9 protein-coding genes and 2 tRNA genes are annotated in these 12,104 nt (G+C 46.7%); 6 read left to right on the top strand and 5 right to left on the bottom strand.

Annotation, left to right across the window (positions count from 1 at the left end; translation table 11 throughout):
* Positions 1-65: 65 nt before the first annotated feature.
* Entirely contained in the window at positions 66-1,760 is a 1,695-nt protein-coding gene (locus SGRA_RS04665; RefSeq protein WP_015691441.1) for an OmpA family protein, read from the bottom strand.
* Between the two features lie 386 nt (positions 1,761-2,146).
* On the opposite strand from SGRA_RS04665, the gene SGRA_RS04655 reads away from it, so the two are divergent.
* Complete coding sequence (locus tag SGRA_RS04655) at positions 2,147-3,652, top strand: GH3 auxin-responsive promoter family protein (RefSeq protein WP_015691439.1); 1,506 nt, start codon at positions 2,147-2,149, stop codon at positions 3,650-3,652.
* Between the two features lie 62 nt (positions 3,653-3,714).
* Here the strand turns inward: SGRA_RS04655 and SGRA_RS04650 are convergent, their stop codons facing one another.
* Complete coding sequence (locus tag SGRA_RS04650; protein WP_015691438.1) at positions 3,715-4,500, bottom strand: hypothetical protein; 786 nt, start codon at positions 4,498-4,500, stop codon at positions 3,715-3,717.
* Between the two features lie 266 nt (positions 4,501-4,766).
* On the opposite strand from SGRA_RS04650, the gene SGRA_RS04645 reads away from it, so the two are divergent.
* From SGRA_RS04645 to SGRA_RS04625, 4 genes are all read left to right on the top strand, one after another.
* Positions 4,767-5,216, top strand: a complete 450-nt coding sequence (locus SGRA_RS04645; protein ID WP_015691437.1) for a DUF5606 family protein — start codon at positions 4,767-4,769, stop codon at positions 5,214-5,216.
* A 382-nt stretch (positions 5,217-5,598) separates the two neighbouring features.
* Positions 5,599-5,955, top strand: a complete 357-nt coding sequence (locus tag SGRA_RS04635) for a 4Fe-4S binding protein (protein WP_015691435.1) — start codon at positions 5,599-5,601, stop codon at positions 5,953-5,955.
* A gap of 61 nt (positions 5,956-6,016) precedes the next feature.
* Positions 6,017-6,090 (top strand) — tRNA-His (locus SGRA_RS04630).
* Positions 6,091-6,197: 107 nt separating this feature from the next.
* Positions 6,198-6,271, top strand: a tRNA-His gene (locus SGRA_RS04625).
* A 261-nt stretch (positions 6,272-6,532) separates the two neighbouring features.
* Here SGRA_RS04625 and SGRA_RS04615 read toward each other — a convergent pair.
* The 3 genes from SGRA_RS04615 to SGRA_RS04605 all read right to left on the bottom strand — a co-directional run bounded on the left by SGRA_RS04615 (position 6,533) and on the right by SGRA_RS04605 (position 10,524).
* Positions 6,533-8,209, bottom strand: coding sequence for a hypothetical protein (locus tag SGRA_RS04615; protein ID WP_015691434.1), 1,677 nt, complete (start codon positions 8,207-8,209; stop codon positions 6,533-6,535).
* Positions 8,210-8,229: 20 nt separating this feature from the next.
* Positions 8,230-8,811 (bottom strand): RNA polymerase sigma factor, encoded by a 582-nt coding sequence (locus SGRA_RS04610; protein ID WP_015691433.1) that lies wholly within the window; start codon positions 8,809-8,811, stop codon positions 8,230-8,232.
* A gap of 972 nt (positions 8,812-9,783) precedes the next feature.
* A complete protein-coding gene (locus SGRA_RS04605) occupies positions 9,784-10,524 on the bottom strand; it encodes a S24 family peptidase (protein WP_015691432.1) in 741 nt (246 codons plus the stop codon).
* A gap of 402 nt (positions 10,525-10,926) precedes the next feature.
* On the opposite strand from SGRA_RS04605, the gene SGRA_RS04600 reads away from it, so the two are divergent.
* Positions 10,927-12,024, top strand: a complete 1,098-nt coding sequence (locus SGRA_RS04600; protein ID WP_015691431.1) for a glycosyltransferase family 4 protein — start codon at positions 10,927-10,929, stop codon at positions 12,022-12,024.
* Positions 12,025-12,104 lie beyond the last annotated feature (80 nt).

Here is a 12,104-nt window from a genome sequence, read left to right as displayed (position 1 = left end):
TTATATGAGAAAAAGGGCCCGCTGCTACAGCAGCGGGCCCTTAAAATTAAAGCTTAAAGAAGCAATTATTTACAAAGGTTGAGGTCCATTTCGTCCCACTCTTTGATTTTCTTGCTAGTACGCTTACGGAGTACGTACATTTTCTTTTTCTTCTTATACTTAAGGTCAGTCAATTTCACCTCAGCATAACGCTTTTTCTGTGCCTTCTTCTTGTGCTGGTAGCGCTGAAGAATGATGATATCATCCATGTTATCATCTTGGCGGATGTGATACTCTTTGGTACGAGTTTTACCTTTGCGAGTTACATTTTTCGCACGGTAAACATAGCCTGTTTTCTTGTTGGCTACAAGGATAGTAGAGTTACGGAGTACACGAGTTTTGAGTACATAAGTATCTTCACCTGGAGCATCGGGGTTTTCGTTCCATTCGCCCAACTTGTAGTTACCCGTAGCAGGAACATCAAAAACGACATAGTCACAGTTGATAGGACCAAGGCAAGTAGCTTGCTCATACTTAGAAGTTTCCCACTTCATGTAACCTTGCTTAGTAAGGCGGCCAGTAAGCAAAACAGGATTAGTTTCAGTTACTTTATCGCGGGGAAGCATAATGCGCATGCCACGGTTGCCATCACCTTGCTGAGCTTCGCCAGCAGAGTTTTTAGCCTTAACGATTACGTTTTTGCTATCATTCATGTTAGCATAAGCGGGGAACCAATCTTCGGTAGCGATACCGTACTGGAACTGCTCGCAGATGTCGCAATCAGACTCTTTGTTAGGCTCATCTACTACTTGAACATCCATGTTGGCGATGTCTTGAGTATAAGTACCATCTTTGATTTGGGCCACAGAACCTTCGCTGCTATAGCGGATATCGGCAGCTTCTAGATTGGGTAGACGCTCACCACCGAAGGGGTCTTCGCTACAATCTTCTTCACAAGCGCGGGGCTTAAGGCAGCCACAGTAGCCGTTTACTTCCATTTCGAAGTTATAGGTAGAGCAATCGCCTTCTTTTACTAGGCTACCACAGGGCTTACCTGTGCTTTTCCAAGTAATTGTTCCGCCATTATCTACACCAGTATAAAGCATAAAGCCTTCGGCATCTTCGCCAACTGCGGGCATTTTCACCTTAAGGGTTTTGCCAGCTTCTAGGGCATTGCCATCTACTTTAGCATCAAAGTAGGCGATAGCATTGGCATAAACGCCTTTGCCGTTTTCGTCTTCCATTTTGATACCGGCCTGAGCTACTTCACGAGCACTAGACAAGCTTTTGTAAGTAAAGGTAATGTCTTTATTCTTTTTAGGCTTGAAGGTTCCTTTTTCGACGAACACTTCCAAGCAACCTTTTTGCAAAAGGGTATCGCGGTCATCATCTTCTAGAGAGAAGAGGAAATACACACGACGGTTTTCGGCTACACCGCCTTGACCGTACTTAAGATCTTTTTCTCCGTAGAAGAATAGCTCCATTTTATCTTCGGGTTCTCCGACTTCCTTGAGGTATTCAAAGGCAGATTCAGCACGGCGCTCAGAGAGGCCCATGTTGTAGTTTTCGGTTCCGATATCACAAGTATAACCTGCGATACGTACACCAAGACGGCGGCCTTTAGTGGCCTCCAAGAAAGAGTCGATCTGCGTTTTACTTTCCTGTTTTAGGATAGCACGATTAAACTCGAAGTAAAGTTCAAAGCTATCTTGCAAGTCTTGGGCAGAGGCCATGCCAAAGCTCAAGAGCATCAATAAGCAGCTTAAATATAACTTCTTCATTCTGACAATTTTTGTATGAAATAAAATGATGGACAACAGTTTTGTATCTTACTTTAACAGTGGGCAAATATAAGAAAACTTGCCGAAAAGCAGGGCTTTAGTCTAATTTCTATATTTAATCTATAAAATTTATGTTTTGGCCTTTTTCGGTCCTACAGGCCCGATAGGGCCGCAGGCTGAGGGATGGGCAGCAGGGCCGCCGCAGGCGGCAGGCCCAAAGCTTTTGAAGCGCAGCGAAAAAGCTTGCAGGGCCGAGCGAAGAGCGAGCTGCGAGACAGCCCGACCCGAGCGCAGCGAGGGGCAGCCCCAAAAAAATAGGAAAATACTTTTGCCTTTGCCCTTGATTTTGGATCTTCGCCTTTAAGAAATCATCAAAAAATATATTCATGTCTATAAAATCTTTCCTTATTAAGCAGCTAGCTCGCTACATCAGTAAGCAAAAAAATGGGCAAGCGCTAAAGGGGCTGGACTATCAGGAGAAAATCCGGCAAGAATTGGTGGCGGTGGGCCAAACAACGGCTTATGGCAAGGACCATCAATTTGATAAAATTGTAGATTATGCCAGCTTTAAGCAGCAGGTGCCTTTGGTTGATTATGAGGCTTTGCGGCCTTATGTGGAGCGCATCAATGGGGGAGAGGAAAATGTACTTTGGAAAGGTCGGCCCAAATATTATGCAAAAACTTCGGGCACGACTTCGGGAGCCAAATTTATTCCCCTAACCAAAGAAAGTATTCCCAACCATTTTGGAACAGCCCGAAATTCGGTATTTAATTATATTGCCCAGACGGGTAAGGCCGATTTTATGGATGGGAAAATGATCTTTTTGTCGGGCTCTCCAGCACTAGAGAAAAAGGGCGATATTTTGCTCGGTCGGCTTTCTGGGATCTCTAACCATTTGGTGCCTAGTTGGTTAAAGGGCAATCAGCTGCCTTCTTATGAAACCAACTGCATAGAAGATTGGGAAGAAAAGCTAGACCGTATTGTAGACGAGACGATGCATGCGGATATGCGTTTAATTTCGGGGATTCCGCCTTGGGTACAAATGTATTATGAGCGCCTATTGGAGCGGACGGGCAAGAAGACCGTTTTAGAGGTTTTTCCCAATCTCTCTATCTTTGTTTATGGGGGCGTCAATTTTGAGCCCTATCGAGAGAAATTAGAATCTTTGGTGGGGGGGCGAATTCCCTCTGTAGAGACTTATCCCGCTTCGGAGGGCTTTATTGCTTATCAGGACCAGCAAGATGCGCCCGGGCTTTTGCTCAATATCAATTCGGGCATTTTCTTCGAATTTGTGCCTGCCGACCAATACTTTTCTGAAAATCCGCCCCGTCTTTCTTTGGCCGAGGTGGAGCTGGGCGTAAATTACGCCCTAGTATTAAATACCAATGCGGGGCTTTGGGGCTATAGCATTGGCGATACGGTGCAGTTTATCTCTAAAGACCCTTATCGGATTTTGGTCACGGGCCGCATCAAGCATTATATTTCGGCCTTTGGAGAGCATGTGATTGGCAAAGAGGTGGAGCAGGCCCTTTTGGAGGCCCTAGAGGTAGAACCCGCCAAGGTGGTGGAGTTTTCGGTGGCCCCACAGGTAACGCCCCCAGAAGGAGGGAAGCCTTATCACGAATGGTGGATTGCCTTTGATCAGCTGCCGGAAAACTTGGAGCTGCTAGCCGAGCGCCTCGATTTGGCCATGCGCAAACAAAATATTTATTATGAGGATTTGGTCCGAGATAAGATCTTGCAGCCGCTAAAAATCCGCCCTGTTCCAGCCGATGCCTTCCGACAATATATGAAGTCTATTGGCAAACTGGGAGGGCAAAATAAGGTGCCTCGTCTATCCGATGACCGCAAAATTGCCGATAAGCTCCGAGAGTTGTTTCCCTCCGCTTAATCGATAAACCAAAAAAGGCCAGCGAATTTCGCTGGCCTTTTTTCTGCTCAGTAGAGACTAGACTATTTCTTTCTGGGGGCACTTTTGTTGGTGGCTACATTTTTCTTACCCAACTTATGGTACTTCATCACCGCCTCGCGGAGTTCCTGAAGCGTTACGCCCTCTTTGGTGCCGCGTACGCCTACAATTTGTGGATTGAGACGCGTCTTTTCATCATAAATTTTATACTTGATAATAGTAATGGCTTGCATAACTGACTGAATAGAAGCCCCGCTAATTTCGCTAGGCAAAGGAATCACTGAAGTAATTTCTGGATCGTGCAAACCAATGGCTTCAACCCGCACAGAACCATACACTTTTTTGTCGGTGGCAGCCATACCAATACTAAAAATATCACTGAGGTTGATGTCCTTGGCCCGAGAAGAAATATTTAAGATGACTCGAAAACCCACGCCAGCAGCCGCTTCGCCAGCGACATCGCCTTCTTTTTTTACCTCCAAGGTGGCAAACTTGAGGTAGTCCATGGTCACAATATATTGCATGCCCTTATCAGATACTCGACCCGGAATAAAACTCATTTTTCCTGTCGGATCTACCTCTGCAACAGAAACCAAAACCGTTTCATTGGTCAAGTACTCTAGTAGCTCTCGCTTGTCCATACTCTTGATGTACTTCAGATCTACATTGCCCTCATTATCGGCTACCTCTACATTGTCATAAAACTCAATGGGCTCCACCGGAATAAACTCGCTATACTGCAAAGAGTTGACCCCACTGGCCTTTTCCTTCTGAGCAAATGCCCCACTGCCTGCCAAGAGCAGCAATACTAAACAAGTCAACGTTCTCATACTGTGTTTTTTTTGTGCCGGCCTGGCCCTGCCAATGGCCGCAGATTGAAATATAATTTTTTGGTTTTGGGGAAAGGAGTGAGGGCTAAGGGACTAAGGACAAGATAAAAAAAAATTGCTTGTCCCTTTACATTAGTAAATGTATTTGTATTTTTGGATTTCGCTCCATAATGGGCCTCTCCTCATTAAAACCCTAATACTTTTGTGAGGGCCCTTATGGTAGCCCTTTTTAGCTTTTGATTTTATTTAAATAAATGTAATATATAATGAACCTAGAACGACTCGTGGCGGTAAGCGGACGCCCAGGCATTTATCGCATGGCTGCCAACCGCCCCAATGGCCTTATTCTAGAAGAGCTAGATAGCAAAAAGAGAATGTTCGCCTCTGGACGAGTACACCAGTTTACTCCCCTAGAATCTATCTCTATCTATACGGAAGATGAACAGGATACCGTAGACCTCAAGCAGGTGTTTCGCAATATGTTTAGCCAACTCGAGCAGTTGCCTACGCCCACCTCTAAAGCCAAACCTCAAGAACTTCGTAGCTATTTTCTAGAAATTTTGCCCAGCCACGATACCGACCGTGTACTGATCTCTGATATCAAGAAAATTATTAAGTGGTTCAATTTCCTCAACGATCGTGGTATCATTGACCTAGAGCCCGATCCCGTTGTAGAAGAAGAAACATCTACCAAAGAAGAAAATACAGAGGCCTAAGCCGCCTTTGCTTCTATAAAGTTTTAGCCAACTCTTTTTTTAGGGTTGGCTTTTTTTATGTTTTGGGGCCTCCGCAGCAAAGCTGCGGCGCTATGTTGCGGGGCTCGCAAGCCTGCTCGGCCCTTCAGCGCTTCGCGCTTCGGTCTGGCCTGCGGCCACCCCTCCACAGCGCTAGGCCACAACAAAGGCAGCCTGCGGCTGCCCAAAAGCCCTGCAAGCAGGGCAAAAGTTTTGGGACCAAATTCTCCCCTTTCTTTAAACTGCTTGCTATCTTTGGGGTTTCTTATTGGAGCGCAAAATAATTAGCCCTCCAAACAAAAAGTCCCTGACTAAGACTTTTTCCCATTGAACTGATTCTTTACTGCCCTATAATTTTCTATTTATGGCCATTATTATCACTGACGAATGTATTAACTGCGGAGCCTGCGAACCCGAATGCCCCAATACCGCCATCTATGAAGGCGGCGTAGAATGGTCCTATGAAGAAGGCACCGAAGTAGAAGGCGATTTCGAACTGCATAACGGCAAAACCGCCAATGCAGGCCTCATGAACGAACCCGTTTCCGATGATTTCTATTTCATCGTAAGCGATAAATGCACAGAATGCGTCGGCTTTCATGAAGAACCCCAATGTGCAGCCGTCTGTCCCGTAGATTGCTGCGTTCCAGACCCCGAACATGTAGAGGATGAAGCCACCCTACTCAAGAAAAAAGCAATTATGCACCCTAGCGAAGAATAAAATCCCTAGAAAATTTGGTCCTTTCATTTTGCTAGCTTATATTTGTGCCGCTTTCAAGATGGAGGGTGTAGCTCAGTTGGTTAGAGCGCCAGATTGTGGTTCTGGAGGTCGTGGGTTCGAAACCCATCATCCTCCCTACATTTAAGAGCAAAAGCGAGATACTATTGAGTATCTCGCTTTTTTTTATGGCCAAAACTTGGATTATCCAAAAAGCTGCTTTATATTTGTACCGCTTCAAGATGGAGGGTGTAGCTCAGTTGGTTAGAGCGCCAGATTGTGGTTCTGGAGGTCGTGGGTTCGAAACCCATCATCCTCCCTACATTAAGAGCAAAAGCGAGATCGTGAAAACGATCTCGCTTTTTTTTTGGTCCAATTTAAAGGGCTGGGAGGCGGCGAAGCCGCCATGGCCGGCAGGCCAAAGGCCCAGCGCTGCGGAGCGGGTGGCCCAAAGGGCCAGACCAAAGGCAGGCAAAGCCTGCCTGCAGGGCCGAGCGAATAGCGAGCCCCGCAGCATAGCGGCGGCCGCCCCTCCTAAAAAGGGCGGCCGCGGGCCCCAAAATATTATGGGAAAAAAGAATTAAGGTAAGCGATATTTTAGGCCCACCAACAACTGAAAATGATGCTTGGCCATCTGTTCATTTTGGGCCAATTGGCGGAGATAATGAGCCTGCAAAGAAAGGCGGTAGTGCTCGCCCAATTGGCGATCGAGCCCCAAGCCCAATTGCAAGGCAAACTGTTGGTTGTTGGCCCAGCTGCCCTCTTGCAAAAGGGCCGAATTGGGCGAGTTATGCGGCAAATAGCTTCTTTGGAGGATTTGCCCCGCCGCCTGTTGTCCGCTTAGCTCTTCTTGGCCCCGCTGCTGTCGGTGCAAAGACAACTGATAAAGGCCAGCCGCCAAGGTCTGCAACTCCCATTTGCTATCTCGATATACGGTATAGCGAAGCTGTAAAGGCAATTGTAACAACTGCAAGCCCTCCTCCTTATTGATTAGGCGGTTGTAGCTCTGGCCATCGGGCAGGAGGAGGCTAGATTGCTCGAAAAGTGCATAGTTTTGTCGCTGCCAAAATAGGCCCAAAGACAAGCCCCAATTTTTGTTGAGCTCCTGCTCTAGCTGTAGACCAAACTGCAAACCCGCCTGTCCACTACCCAAATTGGCCGTTTCGCCTAGGCCCAAATTGAAGCCCGTGTATAGGCCCAAATGACGATGGCGATTATAGACCTTGGGAAAACTATAGGGACTTTTGAGCTGAAAACTGAGGTCTTCTCTCAATTTATTCAAATCATTGCTGTCTTTTTTGGCCAAATAATCGGCCAAGGGCAGCCCCTGATCTTCTAGGTCGAGGGCCGCAAAAACAGCGGCTTCCTTATTTTGTGTTGCTTTGGGGCGGGCTTCTTCCGGACGAGCTTCTTCTTCTGTTCCCTTTATCTGAGGGCTGTTTTCTGCTTGCTCCATGCTTTCCTCTTGAGCAGTAGCCAGCAAAAGATTAGCCTGAGCTCCAGCGGCTGCTTTTGCAAAATTTTGGCCCTGAATAAAGGGGGGCAATTTTGCGCCAGCCCCAAAGCTCGTCGAAAATGCCCCAGTGGGCTGCTGCTGTAGTAGGGGGCTGCCCATGGCAATTTTCGGCTGCTCCTCACTAAGGCGAAGCGCTTCTCTTAGGGCCGTATTTTCTCCAGCCGACAAAGAAGAAGGCGAATCTTTTTGCCCGCTTTTGGGCTTAGCTAGGGGCGTATTTTGGGCCAAATCATTAGCGGTGCTAGCCTTGCTAGACTTACCTTTATCCCCAGCATCTTTTTCTTGCATAGGGTGCAAATAAAAGAGGTTAATTAAGGTAAAGAGCGAGAGCAATAGCAAGCCCGCCTCCATGCTTTTTAGCCAAAAGACAGGGGGACGCTCCTTTTTTTCTTCCTCTAGGGCTGCTTCTAGGCGGCTCCAATCCTCGGGCATTTCTTCTTCTGTAGCGGCATAAGCTGCCAAGGCCTGCCTAGCGAGGGCATCCAGCTCTTCGGTCTCCTCGGCATTGAGGTCTAAGTCCGTTTGTAGACGGTCCCAATCCTCTGCCATGCTCAGCTCATTGGCTTCAAAACTGCCCAAAGCGCCAAGGACCAATTGGTCCAATTGCTCATCTTCATTTTGGCTAGCATCCAAATGGGCCTCCAACTTCATCCAATCCTCTGCCAGATGATGGGCCTCTGCCTCAAAATCATTAAAGAGTTCTCGGCTATATTCATCGAATTTGTCAAAATCTTCTTTCATAAGCGAACTAGCTCTAGCGCTTAGTGATATAATTGTTTAATGTACTCTCTTAGTTTGGCTCGGGCCTTCACTAAATTGGAGCGGGAGGTACTTTCTGTAATTCCTAATTGTTGGGCCACTTCTCGATGCGAGTAGCCCTCTATGGCATATAGATTAAATACGGCCCGATAGGAGGGCGGCAGTTTTTGGATCACTGCCATAATTTCTTTGGCCGAATAGCGACTAATGGCATCGGCATCTTCAGAAATTTTATGTTGGGCCGTCTCTATATCTTCGCTGCGGTGGCGAATCGCCTTGCGGTAAAAGTCAATAGAGGTGTTAATCATAATCCGTCTGATCCAAGCATCTAGGGAGGTCCCTACTTTGTAGCGATGCAGATAACGGAATACTTTGATATAGCCTTCATTGAGGATGTCGCGGGCATCTTCACTATTATTAGAATAGCGCAGACAGACCCCTAGCATGCGCCCATAAAAGCGCTCGTAGAGTTCTTTTTGGGCCCAACGCTTTTCTTCTAAGCAGGCTTTGATGAGCTGAGCTTCTTGCTCTTTGGCGGTCCGCTCGCGCTCTTTTTTAGACGATATATTCAAGGCAAAATCCATAGCAGATAATTATCAGTGGAGGGAAATGGGGTGCATTCTCTCGGTTGGGCTAGCTTTTCCCAGTTGTTTCTAATACGTTGAAGATAGGGTCTTTGCTGCCTAGCTCCGCTTTTTGGGGAGGATTATTTTATTGGGGCTGCCCACTCGCTTCGCTCGGGTCGGGCCATTGCGCAGCTCGCAGGTCTGCTCGGCCCTGCGGCGGCTTCGCCGCCTCTAGATGCAAATGCGAGACGGTTTAACATTTTGTGTTTGCCTTTTCCTGCGCCTAGGGACAAGCCCCTAGGCTAGCTTTTTCAGACAGCCCTCTAAAGAGGGCCTTTGGATAAGGTTCTTCTCTGCAATAACAACTGAACAAGGCCTTGTATATCAACAGTTGAGGCCCTTGTCAGGGCTGACTCCATTGGATTAGCCTAGGGGCTTGTCCCTAGGCGACTACTGGCCAAATCCTAAGCAGCTAAAGGCCCAAATTTTATTCTAATACACAAAATCCTGAACAGTCCCTTCTGAACTGCATCGGGTAGGTTCCTATACTGTATGAGGTAGGTTCTTATACTGCATGAGGTAGGTGCTGAACTGTATTGGGTAGGTTTCTATACTGTATGAGGTAGGTCTATAGACCTTATAGGATAGATCTAGGGAGGTCTATTTGGGGTCCTACAACCTATACCATGGACTTCCAGAACCTATATAAAGGACTTTGACTACCACTAGTATACAGTAAAGGACCGCATGCGAGCAGTACAGCTACTGCATCTAAGCAGTAAATTACTGTATTAGAGGAGTACAACTACTAGATAGCTAGAATAAATGAGTAGAACCAAAGACTAAAGGAGGGGATAGGACGATAAAAAGGGGGAAAGCAAGGGCTATAACGGCTCTAAGTCGAGAATAAAAAAGCCCCTTAGCCTAGCTAAGGGGCGGGTGTATCAATTATTTGTAAGCTGTATTTTGGAAAAAGCGGGCAGAGAGAGTTTAGAGGGCGGTTACTTTTCGGTCCACCTTCATAATTTTTCGTACTTCAGCGACCTCCACCATAAAGGGATCATGTTCTAGGTAGTTATCAGAAATGAGTTTGAGGTGGGTAAGGCGGCCTTTATTAAGCACCTTTTGGATACGTTTAACTTGGACGCCATGGCTACTGACGATGGCATAGACTTCATTTTCCTGCACCTTTTCGATACCTTCTAGAGGGCGGCAGATCACCAAATCTCCATTACTAAGGGTGGGTTGCATAGAGTCACCACTAATGGTAAAGGCGACATAATCGCCTTGAGAGAGGCCGGGCAGGCTAAAATACTGTCCTTCCTCATAGGAATCTATGCCTAGGGCCGAGCTAGCAAAAGCGGCTTGGCTAGAATATAGAATTTGGGAGCCATATCCATAATCGGAGGCTAATTCGCCATTGGCGAAGGCGGGAGCATCTTCCTCGCCAAACATAGGGCCTTTACCTTGGAGCAGATAATCCTTATTGACGCCAAATTCTTCGCAAAAGCGGCTGGCTTTATCAAAATCGATAGAGCGGCTACTTTGGGGGTTGAGAAATGCGCGGACCAGATGTCCGTTTCCTTTTTTGTCCCAAAAGAGCAAAGAGAGTTTGGTCATTCCTTTATCGTGGCTATTGGGGACAATATCCCCTTTTTCCTCTAAGGCTTTAAAGGCCTTGATGAAACGACGATTCATGGCTAAACGCTTCTCCTTTTTTTGATTTTTCATATTGGATCATTTGGCGAGCAGAGGAGGAACAAGTCCCCTTGCCCTACAAATCTAAAACAAATCTGTTTAAAAACAAATAGTTGCATATATTTTTGCAAATAAAAACAGGAAGTTGTATTTTGTTGGAGATAAGATTTGGAATCCTAAGCCACTATTATTAAATACATTGATTAAGTCTTACTTTTGGGCGGGGCCTTAAAGGCGTTGTTTATATTCTGCGGCAGGGGCGAGCGAAGCGAGCCGGCTGAGGGATGGACAGCAGTGGCGCGAAGCGGCAGACCTAGGGCTTTTGAAGCGGAGCGAAAAAGCCCGCAGGGCCGAGCAGACCTGCGAGCTGCGAAACAGCCCGACCCCGAAGGAACTGAGGGGGCAGCCCCAAAAAACAATAGGCTAAAATATAGTATGAAACGGATTCTTTTTGTGGCTTTACATCGGCCAAATCGCTCGCCTTCACAGCGTTTTCGGTATGAGCAGTATTTAGATTTTTTGGAGGAGCATGGTTATGCCTATGAGCTTTCTTATTTAATTGAGGCGGAGGATGATCCTGTTTTTTATGGGGCGGGGCAGTATTTGGGCAAAATGAAGGTTTTGTTGAAGAGTATTTGGCGGCTTTGGCGGGCTTCTGGGGCTTGGGCCAAGCAATTTGATGTGATTTATGTGCAGCGGGAGGCTTTTATGTTGGGGACTTCTTTTTTTGAGCGTCGTTTTGCCAAGCGGGCGCCCTTGGTTTTTGACTTTGACGATTCTATATGGTTACAAAATGTATCGACAAATAATAAGGCCTTGGGATTTTTGAAAAATGCGAATAAGACGGCGGAATTGATTGCTTTGGCGGATATGGTATTTGCGGGGAATCGTTATTTGGCGGATTATGCGAGGCAATATAATGATTGTGTAAAGGTATTGCCGACGACTGTGGATGAGCAGCGGCATCATCCTAAATTTAAGCCGGCTAAGGCGGCGGATGCAGCTGTTTGTATTGGTTGGACGGGCAGTTTTTCTACGGTACAATACTTTGAGCAGTTATTGCCGGTTTTGCGTCGTTTGAAGGAGAAGTATGGCGATAAGATTTACTTTAAGTTGATTGGAGATGCCAATTATAGTTTGCCTGAGTTGGATATTCGGGGGGTAGCTTGGACCGAAGCGGATGAGATTGAGCAATTGGTGGAGTTGGATATTGGCTTGATGCCTTTGCCGACGGATGAGTGGACCAAGGGGAAATGTGGCTTGAAGGGCTTGCAATATATGGCTTTGGGTTTGCCTGCGGTGATGTCGGCGGTGGGCGTAAATACTGAAATTATAGAGCAGGGCGTTAATGGTTATTTGGCGCATAATGAGGAGGAGTGGTTTGCGCAGCTTTCGGCTTTGATTGAATCGCCTGAATTGCGGGCAGAGCTGGGTCGGGCGGGTCGACAAAGGGTGTTAGAAGAGTATGCTGTAGTGGCTCAAAAGGAGCGTTATTTGGCCTTTTTTGATGAATTAGTGGCCAAGAAAAAGTAGGGGAGGGGGCGAGCTGCTTGTTTATGGTCTGTAAAATCTGGCTGAAAAGTTAAGCGTCTAATTGGTTTTTTGCTCTTGAT

The organism is Saprospira grandis str. Lewin (assembly GCF_000250635.1).
GTDB classification, from domain to species: domain Bacteria; phylum Bacteroidota; class Bacteroidia; order Chitinophagales; family Saprospiraceae; genus Saprospira; species Saprospira grandis.
This window is presented reverse-complemented; position numbering and strand designations above follow the sequence as displayed.

Excerpts from the sequence above, each read along its gene's own strand:
- SGRA_RS04665 (WP_015691441.1), bottom strand. The coding sequence starts at position 1,760 with ATGAAGAAGTTATATTTAAGCTGCTTATTGATGCTCTTGAGCTTTGGC.
- SGRA_RS04655 (WP_015691439.1), top strand. The coding sequence starts at position 2,147 with ATGTCTATAAAATCTTTCCTTATTAAGCAGCTAGCTCGCTACATCAGT.
- SGRA_RS04650 (WP_015691438.1), bottom strand. The coding sequence starts at position 4,500 with ATGAGAACGTTGACTTGTTTAGTATTGCTGCTCTTGGCAGGCAGTGGG.
- SGRA_RS04645 (WP_015691437.1), top strand. The coding sequence starts at position 4,767 with ATGAACCTAGAACGACTCGTGGCGGTAAGCGGACGCCCAGGCATTTAT.
- SGRA_RS04635 (WP_015691435.1), top strand. The coding sequence starts at position 5,599 with ATGGCCATTATTATCACTGACGAATGTATTAACTGCGGAGCCTGCGAA.
- SGRA_RS04615 (WP_015691434.1), bottom strand. The coding sequence starts at position 8,209 with ATGAAAGAAGATTTTGACAAATTCGATGAATATAGCCGAGAACTCTTT.
- SGRA_RS04610 (WP_015691433.1), bottom strand. The coding sequence starts at position 8,811 with ATGGATTTTGCCTTGAATATATCGTCTAAAAAAGAGCGCGAGCGGACC.
- SGRA_RS04605 (WP_015691432.1), bottom strand. The coding sequence starts at position 10,524 with ATGAAAAATCAAAAAAAGGAGAAGCGTTTAGCCATGAATCGTCGTTTC.
- SGRA_RS04600 (WP_015691431.1), top strand. The coding sequence starts at position 10,927 with ATGAAACGGATTCTTTTTGTGGCTTTACATCGGCCAAATCGCTCGCCT.